Below are 17038 nucleotides of genomic sequence, written 5' to 3' on the forward strand. Positions count from 1 at the left end.
CGGCTCATATCCAACGAAAAACGGAGAACCGGATGAGTTACGTTTTTGCGCCGGCACCGGTGGTTGCGGTGCCGGTTGTCGGGTCCAGCGAACAGTTTCCCGTGCGCCGCATCTATTGCGTCGGCCGCAATTACGAGGCGCATGCCCGCGAGATGGGACACGATCCGGATCGCGAACCGCCGTTTTTCTTTGGCAAGCCGGCGGATGCCGTTCTCTATGTCGCGCCTGGCGCGACGGGCGAATTTCCCTATCCGTCGCTGTCCAGCAACGTCCACTTCGAAATGGAGCTGGTCGCGGCGATCGGCAAAGGCGGCAAAGACATCCCCGCTGAGCGCGCGCTCGACCACGTCTACGGTTACGCGCTCGGTCTCGATATGACGCGACGCGACCTGCAGGCGGAAGCGAAGAAGCTGGGGCGCCCGTGGGACACGGCCAAGGGCTTCGATCATTCGGCGCCGCTCGGGCCGATCCATCCGGTTGCCACGGTCGGCCACGTCGGAAAAGGCGCGATCTGGCTGTCCGTCAACGGCGAGGAGAAGCAGCGTTCAGACGTGTCGCAGCTCATCTGGTCGGTGGGTGAAACCATTGCCTACCTGTCCACGCTGTTCGAATTGCAACCCGGCGATCTTATTTTCACGGGCACGCCGGAAGGCGTCGGCGCGGTGGTGCGGGGCGATCTGATGAAGGGCGGCGTCGAAGGGCTCGGCGAGCTGAGCGTGCGCGTGGTTTGACGCGGTTTGGGGAGGAGACAACGACATGAAGCTCTACAGCTATTTCCGCAGCTCGGCGTCGTATCGGGTGCGCATCGCGCTGAATGTGAAGAATTTGCCGTACGAGTACGTGCCCGTGCATCTCGTGCGCGATGGCGGCGAGCAGTTGAAGCCGGAGTATCGCAAGATCAACCTGGACGGCATCGTGCCGACTCTGGTGGACGGCCACGAGGTGATGCCGCAGTCGCTTGCGATCATCGAGTATCTGGAGGAAACGCACCCCGAGCCGCCGCTATTGCCCAGAACGCCGGCCGATCGCGCCTATGTGCGGTCAGTCGCGTTGCAGGTGGCGTGCGAGATTCATCCGCTGAATAACCTGCGTGTGCTGAAGTATCTGAAGCACACGCTGCGCGTCGACGACGACGCCAAAGACGCGTGGTACCGTCATTGGGTGGAAGCCGGCTTCGCGACGCTCGAGGCGCATCTTGCGGGCGACGCGCGCACCGGCAAGTTCTGTTTCGGCGACGCACCGACGGTCGCCGACGCGTGTCTGATTCCGCAGGTGTTCAATGCGCAGCGCTTCAAGGTGGATACGGCGAAGTTTCCGACAATTCAACGCATTTACGATCACGCGATGCAGACCGATGCGTTTGCCCGCGCCGCGCCGGGCGTGCAGCCGGACGCCGAATGAATCTGCGGCGGCGGCAGTGAAGACAAAACGGCACTCCGCGGAGTGCCCTTGGTTTGTCGCCTTGCTTTAAGCGGTGGTGCGGCCGAAGGAACCGCCCGGTCGCGCCTCAGGCGCCCAGCAACGCGTCCGAAAACTCTTCCGCGCTGAACGGCTGCAGATCTTCGACCTTTTCGCCCACGCCGATGAAATACACGGGAATCGGCCTTTGCCGCGCGATGGCCGCAAGAATGCCGCCTTTCGCCGTGCCGTCGAGCTTGGTCACGATCAGCCCCGTCAGCCCGAGCGCGTCGTCGAAAGCCTTGACCTGCGTGAGCGCGTTCTGCCCTGTATTGGCGTCGATCACGAGCAGCACTTCGTGCGGCGCGCCGTCCTGCGCCTTGCCGATCACGCGCTTCACTTTGCGCAGCTCTTCCATCAGATGCAGCTGCGTGGGCAGACGGCCGGCCGTGTCCGCCATCATCACGTCGATCTTGCGCGCCCGCGCGGCGCCGACCGCGTCGAAAATCACGGCGGCCGGGTCGCCGCTTTCCTGCGCGACCACCGTCACGTTGTTGCGCTGACCCCAGATCGCCAACTGCTCGCGCGCGGCCGCGCGGAACGTGTCGCCGGCGGCCAGCAGCACCGACTGGTTAAAGCTCTGCAGATGCTTGGCGAGCTTGCCGATGCTGGTCGTCTTGCCCGCGCCGTTGACGCCGGCGATCATGATGACGAGCGGCTTGGCGCGCCCGAGCATGAGCGACTTTTCCAGCGGTTTCAACAGATCGACCAGCAGCGCGCGCAGCGCCGCTTTGACCTGCTGCGGCTCGGTGAGACGCTCGGCACGCACTTTCTCGCGCAAAGCCTCGAGCAGGAATTCGGTGGCGTCGACGCCGGCGTCGGACATGAGCAGCGCGGTTTCCAGCTCTTCGTACAAATCCTCGTCGATCTTCGTGCCGACAAAAATGCCGGTGAGGCTGGAACTGGTCTTCGACAAGCCCGTCTTCAGACGAGTCAGCCACGAGCGTTTCGCGCTCGCGTCCTGCACCGGCGGCGGCACGATTTCCACGGTATCGAGCGACGATTCTTCGAAATCCGTCTCGGGCGCGGCTTCTGGCGCGAATTGCGGGGCGAGCGACGGCGCAGCCTGCGGCGCCACTTCGGCGGGCGGTTCGGCCGGCGTTTCTACCGCCGTGGACTCGTCGACGAACTCATCTGCAGCGGTTGGCGACTCGTCTGGCGCGTTTTCGGACTCTTTCGAACCCTTGAATCGTTTGAAAAAGCTGAACATGATCTGGCGTGGTGAGAGCGCGCGCCGATGCGCGCAGCCGGCACAGCACCGGCGGGAGCGGCAGGCAGCGTTGCAATGCGGGATGCAAGGCGCTGGAAGCCGCACATTTTATCAGGCGCGCCGTCGCGCGTCGTATCGGCCGAATGGCCAGGCTGGACGCGCCGCGCCCCTGTGGTAACGTGGGCGCTCCGGTCCGCTTGCGCCCTCGCGTGCGCGAAGACGGCGGACGCTTTCATCAACGTAATCGAATCTGCATGCCTCGTTCCGCACCTTCACGCGCCCACGGCGCTTCGTCCAAAGGCGGCAAGCCGCACGCCATCCGGATTATCGGCGGCGACTGGAAACGCACGCCGCTGCCCGTGCTCGACCTCGACGGGCTGCGTCCCACGCCAGACCGCGTCCGCGAAACGCTGTTCAACTGGCTCGGCCAGCGTCTGGACGGCGAGCGCTGCCTGGACCTCTTTGCCGGCAGCGGCGCGCTGGGTTTTGAAGCGGCGTCGCGCGGCGCCGCGCGTGTGCTGATGGTCGAGCGCAACGCGCGCGCGGCCGCGCAGTTGCGGGCGAATCAGGAGCGGCTCGCCGCGCGCATGATCGAAATTGCGGAGGCCGACGGTTTGCGGCTTGCAGCGAGCCTGCCGCCCGGTTCGTTCGACGTGGTCTTCCTCGACCCGCCTTTCGGCGACGATCTGCTCGACAAGGCGCTCGCGCTCGCCGCGCCGCTCGTCAGCGAAGACGGCTTTCTCTATGTCGAAGCCGGCGCGGAACTGGAGCCGAGCAAGAACGAAGCGCTGACCGGATGGAAAATGGTGCGGCAAGGCAAAGCCGGTGCTGTCCACTTCCATTTGCTGCAACGCGAAAATGAGGAATAATGCGCCTTCCATAACAAGCGCCGGACGGTTTGACGTCACGCGCGCGGCCGGTGCCAAATGCGTCGCGTGGACGCTTTGACGTGCCCAACTGTCTGAAGAGAGGAGAAATCTCATGGTAGTCGCCGTGTACCCGGGCACGTTCGATCCGCTGACGCGCGGTCACGAAGACCTCGTTCGGCGGGCGTCGAGCATTTTCGACACGCTGGTGGTCGGCGTGGCCGACAGCCGCAACAAGAAGCCGTTTTTCACGCTGAAAGAGCGTCTGGATATCGCTCACGAAGTGCTCGGCCATTACCCTAACGTGCAGGTCATGAGCTTCAAAGGGCTGTTGAAGGACTTCGTGCGCACTAACAACGCTCGGGTGATCGTGCGCGGCCTGCGTGCAGTGTCGGACTTTGAATATGAGTTCCAGATGGCCGGCATGAACCGCTATCTGCTGCCCGACGTCGAGACCATGTTCATGACGCCGTCCGATCAATATCAGTTCATCTCGGGCACGATCGTCCGCGAGATCGCGCAACTGGGCGGCGACGTGAGCAAGTTTGTGTTTCCGTCGGTCGAAAAATGGTTGAAAGAAAAGGTCGCCGCATTGGACCCGAATAACGGCGCTCCGGCGGGGCAGCCATAACCGGCGTAAACTGTCGGTTTGACGGAACGAAGCCGGCTGCGGCCGGCATGAAGTGAGAGAAGTATGGCCCTGATGATTACCGACGAGTGCATCAATTGCGACGTGTGCGAGCCCGAGTGCCCGAACGACGCCATTTCGATGGGCCCGGAAATCTATGTAATCGACCCGAAAAAGTGCACCGAGTGCGTCGGTCATTTCGACGAACCGCAGTGCATTCAGGTGTGCCCGGTCGAGTGTATTCCGCGCGATCCGGAGCATCTCGAAACGCCGGAAGGGTTGATGGCGAAGTACCACGCGCTGCAGGCTGAAAAAAGCGCGTGAGCTTTCGTGCAACGGAACGGAAAACGGCGAGGCGCAGGCCTCGCCGTTTTTTATTGAGTTGCGCCGGTCCGCGGCTAGCTGACGTAGCTGCTGAAAATCTCGCGCAATGCGTCGAGCAGCATGTCGCATTCGGCGTCGGTGCCGACGGAGATGCGCAAATGCTGGTCGATTCTCGGTGCCTCGAAGTGGCGCACGAAAATCTCCTTCTCGCGAAGCCGCGCGACCAGTGTCGCCGCATCGTAGGCTGCATGGCGAGCAAACAGCAGGTTGGCCGCCGAAGGCACCACGTCGAAGCCGAGCGCGCTTAGCCCCGCCGCCAACCGCTCGCGGCTCGCTATCACTTTTGCGCAGGTGTCGCGAAACCACGCGTCGTCCTCATAAGCCGCGCGGGCGGCGACTTGCGCGAGGCGGTCGAGCGGATACGAATTGAAGCTGTCTTTCACGCGATTGAGCGCGTCGATCAATCCGGCATTGCCAAACGCGAAGCCGACACGCATGCCCGCGAGCGAGCGCGACTTGGACACCGTCTGCACGACGAGCAGGTTCGGATAGCGGTCGATCAGGCCGATTGCCGATTCCGCACCGAAATCCACGTACGCTTCGTCGATCACCACCACCGAATCGGCGTTCCTGGCGACCAGCCGTTCAATGTCCGCGAGCGGCAACGGGCGACCGGTCGGCGCGTTCGGATTGGGAAACAGGATGCCGCCGTTGGGCACAGCGTAGTCGTCCACATTGATTGCGAAGGTGTCGTCGAGCGGAATTGTCCTATAGTCGACGTCGAAAAGCCGCGCGTAAGTCGGGTAGAAGCTGTACGTGATGTCAGGGAACAGCAAGGGCTTGTCGTGCTTCAACAGAGCCTGGAAGGTGAGTGCAAGCACCTCGTCGGAGCCGTTGCCGGCGAATATCTGATCGGCGCGGATGTTGTGATACGCGGCGACCGTCTGGCGAAGCTGGAGCGCGGTCGGGTCGGGGTAGCGCCGCAACGACTCGCCGGCGTCGCCCAGTTCCTGACGGATCGCTGCCAGCACGCGCGGCGAAGGCGGGTACGGGTTCTCGTTGGTATTCAGCTTCACCGGATGGGCGAGCGCCGGCTGTTCGCCTGGCACGTACGGCGTCAGACGGTGAACGATGTCACTCCAATATCGGCTCAAAGCTTTCTCCCAAGCAAGACGGTTCGGGGCCACGAGCGCGCGCCGCGGCACCGCACGGCAACACGGACTACGAATTGCGATGCAGTTGCATCATCGCGCGCTCAAGCTCGCCTTTGATGATCTGCGGCATGACGGCGAGCGCCCGCTCGATGGACGCGTCGATCACGTCCTGCTCTTCGCGCCGCGGCGGTTTCAACACGTAGTTGGCGACGTCCGGCTTCGCGCCCGCGCGCGCGCTTTCGGGAATCAGATCGCGCGGATGGCCGATGCCGATGCGCAGCCGCCAGTATTGCTGCGAGGACAAATGCGCGGTGATGTCCTTCAAACCATTATGGCCGCCGCTTCCGCCGCCGAGCTTGAGCTTCACGCTTCCGGGCGGCATGTCGAGTTCGTCGTGCGCGACGAGAATCTCGTCGGGAAGAATCTTGAAGAACTGCGCCAGCGCGACCACCGACTGACCCGAGCGATTCATGTAAGTCTGCGGCTCGAGCAGGTGCACTTCCTCGCCGTGAAGCCGCGCCTTCGCGTAAAAGCCGTGAAAGCGCCGCTCGTCGCGCAGCGTGGTGCCGGCCTCGCGCGCCAGTTGATCGACCAGCCAGAAGCCTGCGTTGTGGCGCGTCGCGGTGTATTCGGCGCCCGGATTGCCGAGCCCGACGATCAGCTTGATCATGATTGCGTGGGTCCATCAGGCCCGGAAGCCGAACGCGGCCGAGCCAAAAAAAACCGAAAAAAAACCCGCCGGGGCGAACCTCGGCGGGTCACGTCGACCGTCTCATTGAAACGGATCGAGAGGATTGCTTGCTCAGTGCGCGATGGGCGCTCAAGCAGCCGGCGTTTCGCCTTCAGCGGCAGCAGCGTCGCTTTCCGACACGGCGCCAGCCGGGATCGTTGCCGAAGCGACGACCGGGTTTTCAGCTTCGACGTGAGCAACCAGCGCCACGCCTGCCGGCAGCGGGATGTCCTTCGCGTGAACCGATTGGCCGGCTTCGATCTTGGCCAGGTCGACTTCGATGAATTCCGGCAGTGCCGACGGCAGGCACTCGATTTCCAGTTCGTTGACGACGTGCGAGATCACCGCGCTCGACAGCTTCACTGCCGGGTTGGTTTCCTGGTTCATGAAGTGCAGCGGCACCTTGGTGTGCAGCTTCTTCTTCGCGTCGACGCGCTGGAAGTCCACGTGCAGCACGAGCTGACGGAACGGGTGGTATTGCACGTCGCGCAGCAGAACCTGTTGCGACTTGCCGCCGATTTCCAGATCGAGAATCGACGAGTGGAAAACTTCTTTCTTCAGCGCGTGCCACAGCGCGTTGTGGTCCAGTTCGACCAATTGCGTCTCAGCACCAGCGCCATATACGATGCCCGGGGTCTTGCCCGAGTTACGCAGGCGGCGGCTCGCACCCGTACCTTGCAAAGAACGCTCGAAAGCGACAACTTTCATTTTGAATCTCCATTGCACTGCCCGCGACCAGGCAGTAAAAACGGGGCCCGCAAGCCGTTATGGCTGAGGCCCCAGAACTGCGGCATGAACCTTCGTTCGTTCATGCCGATTGTGCAAAAGCGCGGCATGCCGCATGAAGCGGCCGCCGCGCCTTCGCAAATACTTAACTTTCCGCGAACAGCGACATGACCGAATCGCCGCGACGGATGCGCGAGAACGTTTCGGCCAGGAGGCCGGCGCTGGTCAACGAACGGATCTTGGCGCACGAGCGGGCTTCTTCGCCGAGCGGGATCGTGTCCGTGACGACCAGTTCGTCGAGCGCGGAGGCGGCAATACGCTCGCCCGCGCCGCCCGACAGAACCGGGTGGGTGGCGTAAGCGAACACCTGTTTCGCGCCACGTTCCTTCAAAACCTGGGCTGCCTTACAAAGCGTGCCGGCCGTGTCGACCATGTCGTCCATGATCACGCAGGTCCGGCCTTCGACTTCACCGATGATGTTCATCACTTCGGCAACGTTCGCCTTGGGGCGGCGTTTGTCGATGATCGCGAGGTCGCAGTTCAGCTGCTTCGCCAATGCCCGGGCACGCACCACACCGCCGACGTCCGGCGACACGACCAGCAGGTTCTCGTAGTTCTGCTTGCGCAGATCGCCGAGCAGCACGGGCGTAGCGTAGATGTTGTCGACCGGAATGTCGAAGAAGCCTTGAATCTGGTCGGCGTGCAGATCCATGGTGATGATCCGCTCGACGCCGGCGATTTCCAGCATGTTCGCCACGATTTTCGCCGAGATGGCGACGCGCGCCGAACGGGGGCGGCGATCCTGGCGTGCATAACCGAAGTAGGGGATGGCTGCGGTGATCCGGCCGGCGGATGCGCGCTTGAGCGCGTCGACCATGATCATCAGTTCCATCAGATTGTCGTTCGCCGGTGCGCACGTGGACTGCAGCACGAACACGTCTTTGCCGCGCACGTTTTCCTGGATCTCGACCTGGATTTCACCGTCCGAGAAACGGCTAACCATTGCTTTGCCGAGGGGAATACCGAGGATTTTGACGACTTCCTGTGCAAGCGCGGGATTTGCGTTGCCAGTAAAAACCATCAGGCCGTCATGGCTGCTCATCGTGCACCTGCTTCAGGCTGGGGGCGAGGGGAAATGCGAGAATTTTTGGCAGGGGAGAAAGGATTCGAACCTTTGCATGCCGGAATCAAAATCCGGTGCCTTAACCAGCTTGGCGACTCCCCTACACTAACTTTGAGCTCCGCCGAACGTGGAGTTTCGTTCGACGATGCAAAACCTATGACGCGAAAGCAAAGAGTGGATGCTGCTCTAGACTCGCGGCCACTGCGCTGTTCCATTCGCCCGGCAGTTTGGCTTGAGCCGCTTCTGCCTCAGCTTTGCTACGGAACGCTGCAAAGACACTTGCACCGGATCCAGACATCCGCGCTGGCGCGATATTTTCAAACCATCGCAGCACTTGCGCTACTTCCGCGTACTTCCCTACGACAACCTGCTGCATGTCGTTACGGCCGAAGCTCTCTGGCCATTCAGTGTTGCAGCTAAGTTCTGCAGGAAAGTCCGTAATTGTGAGGGCTTTTGAATCTCTTGTCAACGCTTTTTCGGAAAAAATCGCTGCAGTCGGAACATGAACCCTTGGCGTCACTACCAGGAAATGACGCGGCGGCAATTGTACAACGTCTAATGCTTCTCCGACACCCTGCGCGAACGCATTTTTTCCAAAAACGAAGAACGGCACGTCGGCGCCGAGCTTCAATGCCAAATCCTGCAGTTCCTGGCGCGGCAAATTGAGGTTCCACAGCCGGTTCAGCGCGAGCAGCGTGGTCGCCGCGTCGGAACTGCCGCCGCCGAGGCCCGCACCCATCGGCAGGCGCTTGTCGATTTCGATCTCGACGCCTTGCGGCGAGTCCGTATGCGCTTTCAGCAGGTTTGCCGCGCGCACCGTCAGATCGTGCTCCGGCGGCACGTCGGCGATGTCGGTGCTGCGCGTGACAAGGCCGTCGTCGCGCCGCGTGAAATGGAGCGTGTCGCCCCAGTCGAGCAACTGGAAGACCGTTTGCAGCGTGTGATAACCGTCCGGCCGGCGCCCGGTGATGTGCAGGAAGAGGTTGAGTTTCGCTGGCGCGAGGCAATCGCGCAGCGAGTGGGTGGTTTCGATCATGAGTCGAGGCTACATGCGCCAAACAGGCGCCGAATAAGCGGCAAGTGCGCGCGAAGGCGCGTGATTACTGGTCCAGCACGAGCTTGATGTCGAGCGGCGGCTCCGAACGCGACAGATTGACGCGCTTCACACCGGTGGCGGGCGCGTCGGCGTAGGCGAGATAGTCGATCGTCCAGCCGTCCTGGCTGATTTCCTTAAGACGCGACGGCTGCTCCGGGTCCTTCTCCGTTTTGGCGCGCGAGGTGGGCGCGGGCGACGGCTGCAGCCAGTAACGCAAGCCTTCGACCGGAAGTGCGAAGCCCAGCGCGTTCTGCATCAACGTGGAGACGTTGTCCGCCGTGAGCGGCTGACGGTTCGGCAACTCGAGCGTGGCCGAAGCCGGCGACGACGTCACGATGGCAAGTGTCTGGCCCAGCGGATTGCGCAACTGCAAAGTGACCGTGTCGCCCGTTTCCTGCCACGAGAAATTACCGTATGCATTGCGCTGCTGGCCGTTCTGGTCGTTGTACTGGACGGCGAAACGGCCCTGGTAAGCGCGGCTGGTTTGCGCGGTCACCGCGGTTGCGGCATTCGACGTGGACGGCCCTTGCGGTTTCACCGACGCGCAGCCGGCCAGTGCGACGACGGCTGCCGCCGCGAGCCCGAGCGCCGCGCGGCGCGGCGCCGGAAAGGAAGTATCGAGACTGAAAAGACGCATTAAAGATCGTTCACCTGAAGACGTTGCAGCGTTTTGACGAGCGTTTCGTTGTCCGGTTCGAGCTTGCGCGCCTCGCGGAACGCGGCGCGCGCCTGGTCCTGGTCTCCGGACTTCCACAGCACTTCGCCGAGATGCGCGCCGATTTCGGCGTTCGGCTGAAGGGTGTAGGCCTTGCGCAGCAGCCTGATCGCGTCTGTCGTGTCGCCCATGCGGTACTTGACCCAGCCGACGCTGTCCATGATGAACGCGTCGTTCGGCGCGAGCGACGACGCCTTCTCGACCAGCTTGTCGGCTTCCGCGAGACGCTGATTGCGATCGGCCAGCGAATAGCCGAGCGCGTTGTACGCCTGCGGATTGTCCGGCTGCGTCTGGATCAGCTTGCGCAATTGCGCTTCCATGGTATCGAAGTGGCCGTTCTTTTCGGCGGCCATCGCGTAGTCGTAGGTCAGATCGGGGTCGTCAGGAAACGCCGCTGTGGCTTGTTGCAGGCGCGATTCGGCTTCCGGATAGCGCTTCGCGTCGAACAGGATCGCCGCGTCGGTGCGCGCCACCAGCGCCTGATCGCGCGGATCGGCCGGGTGCAGGTTGGCAAGCTGGCGCCGCGCGTCGTCAGGCTTGCCCTGCTTGGCGAGCAACTGCGCGCGCGTAATCTGCGCCGACAGATACTGCTGGCTCGCCGGCGAGATTTTGTCGAGCCAGTCGGCAGCGGCCGCATCGTTCTTCTGTTCCAGCGACAACTGCGCAAGGTAGATGTACGCCTGGCCCGGGTCCGCGCCCGGCGTTTTCTCGGCCTGCTGCGCGTACTGCGTGAGGTACGTTTGCGCGTCGTTGAAGTTCTTCTGCTGGATCTTGATGAGCGCGAGCGCCATGAGGGGCGTCAGGTCGTTCGCGTTCGCCTTGTGCATGATCTCGAACTGCTTTTGCGCGTCGTCCAGGCGGTCGCTCGCCAGATACATTTGCGCGAGCGCGAGGCGCGCATCGTGCGATTTCGGATTCTGCTGCACGTATTTTTCGAGCGACGCTATGCCTTCCTTGCGCTCCTCCGGGCCCATTTGCGACAGCATGAGCGCCGCCGGCAAATAATCGGGCTTGAGCGCGAGCGCCTGTTCGAGCGACTTGCGCGCACCCGGCGCGTCGTCCGCGACCAGTTGCTGACGCGCGATGGCCAACTGCGCTTCCGGCCGGTTCATGTCGTTCTTCAACATGTCCTGCAATACGTGCAGGCCGCCGATCCGGTTCGGTCCGCGCGAAAGCAGCAACTGCAGCGCGAGAATCGCATTGCCCCGGTTGTCCGCGGGTATCTTCGCGAGTTCACGCGCAAGCAGCGGCTCAGCGTCATCCGGCTTGCCGGAGAGCACGAGCAACGACGCGTCCAACTGGGCGGCGCGCTCCGAGCTCGGCGCATACTGCTGCCACAACTGCGCCGCGGCCAGGGCGTCCGACGGGCTTTGCGCGGCGAGCGCGATTTCCGTGGCCCGCTGCGCCATGCGCGGATCGTGCGTGTCGCGCGCGAGCGCAAGATACGTCTGATAAGCAGGCGCCGGCTGGTTGCGTTGCAGCGCGACTTCGGCGGCGAGCACCTGGAAGACGATCTGGCTCGTCAGTTGTACGTTGGGCAGCGCCTTCTGTTCTTCCGCCGACGGCGGGCCGAGCGGATCGCTCAGCGTGACCGAAGTGTCGTCCGCGTCCGGCGCCGGGTCCTGCGCGTGCGCGGGCACCGCGGCGAGCGCCCACAGCGCCAGCGCGGCCACACCCAGCGAGCGCCGCACGGACACTGCGCGCGGTACACGGAACGCGCACGTCGGGCGCTTCAAAAACAGCTTCACGAAGGACAAGTTCATGGAAATCCGTTCAATGTTTCGGACGATTGTAACGCGCTCGCTACAATACGCGCACAACCACTCACGCAAGTTGCACACCAGTTAGACATGCCAGAGTTGCCAGAAGTTGAGGTTACCCGACGGGGAATCGAACCGTATGTGTCCGGCCGCAAGGTCGAGCGCGTCGATGTCCGCACCCCCGCGCTGCGCTGGCCGATTCCGGCGGACCTTGCGAAGACCTTGCGCGGCCGCGTGGTGCGCAACGTGGAGCGGCGCGGCAAGTATCTGCTGTTCGAAACGGACGCGGGCTGGTTCATCGTGCATCTTGGCATGACAGGGACGCTGCGGGTGCTGCGTCATGTGCCGCATCCGCCGGCCGCGGCGAAGCACGACCATGTCGACTGGATTTTTGACGACTTCATTTTGCGCTTTCGCGACCCGCGGCGCTTTGGCGCGGTGCTCTGGCATCCGCGCGAAGCCGGCGATGTGTTCGCGCATCCGCTGCTCGCGGGTCTCGGCGTCGAGCCGTTCTCGCCGGCATTTTCGGGTGCGCTCATGCACCGGCTCACGCGTGGGCGCAAGGTGTCGGTGAAACAGGCGCTGCTTGCGGGAGAAATCGTGGTCGGCGTGGGAAATATCTATGCGTCGGAAAGCCTGTTTCGCGCCGGCATCCGGCCGACTACCGCGGCCGGCCGTGTGTCGCTCGTGCGTTATGGGCTGCTGGCCGACGCCGTGCGCGTGACGCTTGCCGCGGCGATCGAAAAGGGCGGCAGCACGCTGCGCGATTTTGTCGGCAGCAACGGCGAAAGCGGCTATTTTCAGCTGGACTATTTCGTCTATGATCGCGCGGGGCAGCCCTGCCGTGTGTGCGGCACGCCGGTCAGACAGATCGTGCAAGGTCAGCGCTCCACTTACTTTTGTCCTACCTGTCAGCGCTAAATTTCGCATGCCTTCCCGCTTAAGTCCACGCTCTGCGCAGCCTTTGCCGACCGCCGCCGCGGCCGATTCGTCCGCGTCCTCGCTAACGTCCGACTTCTCCGTGCGGCTGATCGCCTGGCAGCGCAAGCATGGCCGTCATGATCTGCCTTGGCAGAACACGCGCGATCCGTATCGGATCTGGCTGTCGGAAATCATGTTGCAGCAGACGCAGGTGTCGACGGTCATTCCGTACTACGCGAAATTTCTCGCGCGTTTTCCGGATGTTGCCGCGCTGGCCGCCGCGCCTGTCGACGACGTCATGGCGCTATGGGCCGGCCTCGGCTACTACACGCGCGCCCGCAACCTGCACCGCTGCGCGCAAGCCGTGGTCGAGCAGCATGCCGGCGCGTTTCCGGCATCGGTCGAGGAGCTCGCGGAATTGCCCGGCATCGGCCGGTCGACCGCGGCCGCGATCGCGTCGTTTGCATTCGGCGCGCGCGCGACCATTCTCGACGGCAACGTGAAGCGCGTGCTCGCCCGGGTGTTCGGCGTGGAAGGTTTTCCCGGCGAGAAGAAGGTCGAGAATGCCATGTGGACGCTGGCGGAATCGCTGCTGCCGTCGAACGCATCGGACGACGACGTCAGCGCATACACGCAAGGCCTGATGGATCTCGGCGCCACCTTGTGCGTGCGCGGCAAGCCGGACTGCCTGCGTTGTCCGTTTGCCGCCGACTGCGTCGCCAACGTGACGGGGCGTCAGCGCGAACTGCCGGCGGCGCGCCCGAAGAAAGCCGTGCCGACGCGCCGCACGTGGATGCTCGTGCTGCGCGACGGCAACGCGGTGATGCTGGAGAAGCGTCCGCCGTCGGGAATCTGGGGCGGCCTGTGGAGCCTGCCTGAAGCCGCCGACGAAGCCTCGCTCGCCGCCCGCGCGCGCGAGTTCGGCGGCGATGGCGGCGGCGTTTCCCAGCTTTCGCCGCTCGCGCCGCTCACGCATGTATTCACGCATTTCAAGCTGGATATCGAGCCGCGGCTCGCGGAACTGGATCGCGGTGTCGGCGCGCTCGCCGCGCTTGGCGATGCGGACACCGCGTGGGTTGCGCTCAGCGATCTCGATTCGTTCGGTGTGCCGGCGCCCGTGCGCAAATTGCTGGACAGCCTGCAAGGTTCGCTGATCTGACGAATCGCGCGTGAGGGCGTCGCGCGCAGCCTACAGCAGCTGATGTTGCTGCATGTAGCGATGAACCACCTCGATGCGCGCGCCCGCGTCCATCATTTCGAGCAGCTTCTGACGCGCGCGCAGCGCGATCGGCAGCACTTCGGCGAGCCGGTTCGACACCCACGACGGGTCTTCGAGCCTGAACGGCTCGGCAAACGGCAGGCTGTCGGGATCGCGCTCGCGAATGGTCGCGATGATCCGCTCCAGCACTTCCGCGCATGCGCCGAATTTGGCCAACTGCTGATTGCCTTCGAGCGGTTCATCTTCTCCGAGCGGCTCGGCCATGCCGACCAGCAAGCCACTGCTTTCCACGCGGTGCGACAGCAGCCGGAAGCGGCGCGTGCCGCGCGCGCGAATCAGCAGCATGCCGAAGGTCTCGACGTCGCATTGGTCGATTTCGGCGAGACAGCCGATTGATTCGGGCACCGAAGGCTCGTTTTCCCGTGCGACCTCCGCGCCGCTTTTCAGCAGGCAGACGCCGAACGGCGTCTTTTCGCGCAGGCAGTCGCGCGCCATGTCCAGGTAGCGCGCTTCGAAAATCTTGAGCGGCAGAATGCCGTCGGGAAACAGAACCGTGTGTAGCGGGAACAGCGGCACATCGGCGAGCACAGTAGAAGTAGAGGACATGGCGCAACGCTTCGAGTTGAGGCCGCGCGATGCGGCCGGTTAAGCCACTAACTTCGATGATGCGCCGGCTTCGACCGGTGCATCGCGGTGCCGCACGATCACATTCGCTGCATTGGCAAGACGCGCGGCGAGCGTCTCCGCAATGAACACCGAGCGGTGCTGGCCGCCCGTGCAACCAATTGCGACTGTCAGATAACTACGATTGTCGTCGCGGAAATGCGGGAGCCATTTGGCGAGAAACTTCTGAATGTCGTCGATCATTTCATGCACGACCGGCAGGGCGTCGAGGAAATCGATCACCGGTTTATCGAGGCCCGTGAGTGGGCGCAATTCATGATCGTAGTACGGGTTCGGCAGCGTGCGCACGTCGAATACGAAGTCGGCGTCGAGCGGCACACCGCGTTTGAATCCGAACGACTCGAACATCAGCACGAGACCGGCATGCTCCTGTTCGATAAAGCGCTTGACCCATTGGCGCAGCACGTTTGCGCGCAGATTGCTGGTGTCGATCTGATGGCCGAACTCCGCGAGGCCCGCGACGAGCTCACGCTCCCGTTCGATTGCCTCGGCGAGCGAAGTGAGCAGCCCCACATCCGCATCATGCGCGGTGGAACCCGAGAGCGGATGACGGCGGCGCGTCTCCGAAAAGCGCTGAATCAGCGACTGCGTACTCGCGTTGAGGAACAGCACCCGCACGTCATGCGCGCGCGACAGGTCGCGGATCATGGCCGGCATGTCGTCGAGCGATGCGCTCGAACGGGCGTCGATCGCGACCGCGAGGCGGTCGTGTCCGTCTTCGGCAAGATAGGACGCGAGTTCGGGCAAAAAGCGCGGCGGCAGATTGTCGACGCAGTAATAGCCCGCGTCTTCCAGCGCGTTGAGCGCGACGGACTTGCCGGAGCCGGATATGCCGGTGATGAGGATTATGCGCATGGAATCGTGAAATCGGTCCGTTTCATCATAGCATCTGAGCCTTGCGCGCGTTATCCGCGGCCGCCCGCGGGCGAAGGCTGCGAGCGCCGCGCGAAGCCCCGGCTCAGATCAATTTGCCGGGAAACTGGCTATCCGGATCTTGCATGGCGAGACGCTGACGGTCCATGAAATCGCGCAAGGTGTCGATGCCGCGCAATTGCAGGATCGTGTTGCGCACGGCCGCTTCGACGAGCACCGCGAGGTTTCGGCCGGCCGCCACCTGGATGGTGACCTTGCTGATGGGCAGGCCCAGCACGTCGACGGTTTGGCTCTCCAGCGGCAGCCGCTGGAATTCGCCGTCAGGACGGCGCACCAGTTGCACGATCAGCTTCAGTTTCATTTTCCGCCGCACGGCGGTTTCACCGAAAATCGTCTTGATGTCGAGCAGGCCGAGGCCGCGCACTTCGAGCAGATTCTGCAGAAGCGGCGGGCAGCGCCCTTCGACGAAGTCCGGGCCGAGGCGCACAAAGTCCACGGCGTCGTCGGCGACAAGGCCGTGGCCGCGGCTGATCAGCTCGAGGCCAAGCTCGCTCTTGCCGAGGCCGGAGTCGCCGGTGAGCAGCACGCCCATGCCGAGGATGTCCATGAATACGCCGTGCAGCGTGGCGCGCGGCGCGAGAATGCGCGACATGTAAAGCCGCAGGCTGTCGATCACCGCGGCCGCGGACATCGGCGTGGTGAAAAGCGGCGTGGACGAGCGCGTGCAGCGCAGTACCAGTTCGGGCGGCGCGGCGACTCCACCCGCCACCACGAGGAACGGCGGTTCCAGTGCGATCAGCTCGGCCATGTGGCGCGAGCGGTCTTCGTCGGTCTGGCGTTTGTAGTAGTCGATTTCGGCGTCGCCGAGCACCTGGATCCGGTTCGGGTGGATCAGGTTCAGGTGACCGACGAGGTCGGCGCTCGACGTGGCGTTCGCGACCGATTCCGAAGAAAAGCCGCGCTCCCAGCCTTCATGCCCTGTCAGCCAGCTCAGTTTCAGCGTGGCGGCGTTATCGTCGAAAATGCTTTGGGCGTTGATGCTGGACGTATCCATGAGTCAGTGACTCCAGTGTTGGCCGCTTGCCGGGCGCGGCGCCGGCCGTGCTAACGCGGGCCGTGAGCCGAGCCTGGCTGTACCCGCACGCGGACGGTTGTGCGTGCGGATAGGCGGCGTGCGGATGACCGCCGCTGCATCAAGGTTGCCACTGAGTGAGCAGGCGATGCAATGATTCGCGGTCTTGTTCCGTATGCAGGCGCTCGCGTGCGTCGCGATCGGACAGCAGTTGCGCGATTTCCGAAAGGATTTCGAGGTGCTGCTGCGTGGCCTGTTCGGGCACCAGCAGGAAGATGAGCAGCGAGACCGGCTGGCCGTCGGGCGATTCGAAGGGAATGGGTTCGGCCAGCCGGACAAAGGCGGCGAGCGGCTGCTTGAGTCCTTTGAGGCAATGTCCCACAGACAGTTGAAGGTTGGGACGGCGGGTGCGGCATAGATTATGCGACCTTGCGATCATGGTCAATGTTGGATTTCGAGGGCGAACGCTTCAGGGCGGC

Annotated in this window: 18 protein-coding genes, 1 tRNA gene and 1 pseudogene; 7 read left to right on the top strand and 13 right to left on the bottom strand. The window is 63.4% G+C overall.

Going from position 1 to position 17038, the window contains the following annotated elements; all coding sequences use genetic code 11:
• Positions 1-32: 32 nt before the first annotated feature.
• Positions 33-731 (top strand): fumarylacetoacetate hydrolase family protein, encoded by a 699-nt coding sequence (locus tag HV711_RS25785; protein ID WP_035480602.1) that lies wholly within the window; start codon positions 33-35, stop codon positions 729-731.
• Positions 732-756: 25 nt separating this feature from the next.
• Positions 757-1401 (top strand): maleylacetoacetate isomerase, encoded by a 645-nt coding sequence (gene maiA, locus HV711_RS25790; protein WP_035480601.1) that lies wholly within the window; start codon positions 757-759, stop codon positions 1399-1401.
• 106 nt (positions 1402-1507) lie between these two features.
• Here the strand turns inward: maiA and ftsY are convergent, their stop codons facing one another.
• On the bottom strand, positions 1508-2668 hold the full coding sequence (gene ftsY, locus HV711_RS25795; RefSeq protein WP_035480599.1) for a signal recognition particle-docking protein FtsY: 1161 nt from the start codon (positions 2666-2668) through the stop codon (positions 1508-1510).
• Between the two features lie 254 nt (positions 2669-2922).
• Here ftsY and rsmD point away from each other — a divergent pair, with 254 nt between their 5' ends.
• From rsmD to HV711_RS25810, 3 genes are all read left to right on the top strand, one after another.
• On the top strand, positions 2923-3537 hold the full coding sequence (gene rsmD, locus HV711_RS25800) for a 16S rRNA (guanine(966)-N(2))-methyltransferase RsmD (protein ID WP_013587037.1): 615 nt from the start codon (positions 2923-2925) through the stop codon (positions 3535-3537).
• Between the two features lie 112 nt (positions 3538-3649).
• Positions 3650-4165 carry a pantetheine-phosphate adenylyltransferase gene (coaD, locus tag HV711_RS25805; RefSeq protein WP_013337946.1) on the top strand — a complete coding sequence of 172 codons (516 nt, stop codon included), beginning with the start codon at positions 3650-3652 and terminating at the stop codon, positions 4163-4165.
• 63 nt (positions 4166-4228) lie between these two features.
• On the top strand, positions 4229-4486 hold the full coding sequence (locus HV711_RS25810; protein ID WP_035480597.1) for a YfhL family 4Fe-4S dicluster ferredoxin: 258 nt from the start codon (positions 4229-4231) through the stop codon (positions 4484-4486).
• Between the two features lie 74 nt (positions 4487-4560).
• Here the strand turns inward: HV711_RS25810 and hisC are convergent, their stop codons facing one another.
• The 8 genes from hisC to HV711_RS25850 all read right to left on the bottom strand — a co-directional run bounded on the left by hisC (position 4561) and on the right by HV711_RS25850 (position 11793).
• Positions 4561-5640 (bottom strand): histidinol-phosphate transaminase, encoded by a 1080-nt coding sequence (gene hisC, locus HV711_RS25815; protein WP_035480631.1) that lies wholly within the window; start codon positions 5638-5640, stop codon positions 4561-4563.
• Positions 5641-5707: 67 nt separating this feature from the next.
• Positions 5708-6310, bottom strand: coding sequence for an aminoacyl-tRNA hydrolase (pth, locus tag HV711_RS25820; RefSeq protein ID WP_013337949.1), 603 nt, complete (start codon positions 6308-6310; stop codon positions 5708-5710).
• A 150-nt stretch (positions 6311-6460) separates the two neighbouring features.
• A complete protein-coding gene (locus HV711_RS25825) occupies positions 6461-7078 on the bottom strand; it encodes a 50S ribosomal protein L25/general stress protein Ctc (RefSeq protein WP_013587039.1) in 618 nt (205 codons plus the stop codon).
• 163 nt (positions 7079-7241) lie between these two features.
• The gene (locus HV711_RS25830) at positions 7242-8198 is read right to left on the bottom strand and encodes a ribose-phosphate pyrophosphokinase (RefSeq protein WP_006048037.1); all 957 of its coding nucleotides are present in this window, start codon (positions 8196-8198) and stop codon (positions 7242-7244) included.
• Positions 8199-8244: 46 nt separating this feature from the next.
• Positions 8245-8321 (bottom strand) — tRNA-Gln (locus HV711_RS25835).
• A 52-nt stretch (positions 8322-8373) separates the two neighbouring features.
• Complete coding sequence (gene ispE, locus HV711_RS25840; protein WP_028361623.1) at positions 8374-9255, bottom strand: 4-(cytidine 5'-diphospho)-2-C-methyl-D-erythritol kinase; 882 nt, start codon at positions 9253-9255, stop codon at positions 8374-8376.
• A 64-nt stretch (positions 9256-9319) separates the two neighbouring features.
• Positions 9320-9952: a lipoprotein insertase outer membrane protein LolB gene (gene lolB, locus HV711_RS25845; RefSeq protein ID WP_028361624.1), complete on the bottom strand. Its 633-nt coding sequence runs from the start codon at positions 9950-9952 to the stop codon at positions 9320-9322.
• On the bottom strand, positions 9952-11793 hold the full coding sequence (locus HV711_RS25850; protein WP_035480595.1) for a tetratricopeptide repeat protein: 1842 nt from the start codon (positions 11791-11793) through the stop codon (positions 9952-9954). The genes lolB and HV711_RS25850 overlap by 1 nt, the downstream gene beginning before the upstream one ends.
• Positions 11794-11880: 87 nt before the next feature.
• On the opposite strand from HV711_RS25850, the gene mutM reads away from it, so the two are divergent.
• Both mutM and mutY read left to right on the top strand, forming a co-directional pair.
• Entirely contained in the window at positions 11881-12711 is an 831-nt protein-coding gene (gene mutM, locus HV711_RS25855; protein ID WP_035480593.1) for a bifunctional DNA-formamidopyrimidine glycosylase/DNA-(apurinic or apyrimidinic site) lyase, read from the top strand.
• Positions 12712-12718: 7 nt separating this feature from the next.
• Positions 12719-13870, top strand: a complete 1152-nt coding sequence (mutY, locus tag HV711_RS25860; protein ID WP_175145322.1) for an A/G-specific adenine glycosylase — start codon at positions 12719-12721, stop codon at positions 13868-13870.
• A 30-nt stretch (positions 13871-13900) separates the two neighbouring features.
• Here mutY and HV711_RS25865 read toward each other — a convergent pair whose 3' ends face one another.
• The 4 genes and pseudogenes from HV711_RS25865 to HV711_RS25880 all read right to left on the bottom strand — a co-directional run.
• Entirely contained in the window at positions 13901-14536 is a 636-nt protein-coding gene (locus tag HV711_RS25865) for an LON peptidase substrate-binding domain-containing protein (RefSeq protein WP_013587045.1), read from the bottom strand.
• A gap of 39 nt (positions 14537-14575) precedes the next feature.
• On the bottom strand, positions 14576-15469 hold the full coding sequence (gene rapZ, locus HV711_RS25870; protein ID WP_013337957.1) for an RNase adapter RapZ: 894 nt from the start codon (positions 15467-15469) through the stop codon (positions 14576-14578).
• Positions 15470-15572: 103 nt separating this feature from the next.
• On the bottom strand, positions 15573-16541 hold the full coding sequence (gene hprK, locus HV711_RS25875; protein ID WP_006048029.1) for an HPr(Ser) kinase/phosphatase: 969 nt from the start codon (positions 16539-16541) through the stop codon (positions 15573-15575).
• Between the two features lie 139 nt (positions 16542-16680).
• Positions 16681-16929, bottom strand: a pseudogene (locus HV711_RS25880) (PTS sugar transporter subunit IIA); the annotation flags it as partial.
• Between the last annotated feature and the right edge of the window lie 109 nt (positions 16930-17038).

Source organism: Paraburkholderia phenoliruptrix, from assembly GCF_902859825.1.
In the GTDB taxonomy this organism is placed as follows: domain Bacteria; phylum Pseudomonadota; class Gammaproteobacteria; order Burkholderiales; family Burkholderiaceae; genus Paraburkholderia; species Paraburkholderia phenoliruptrix.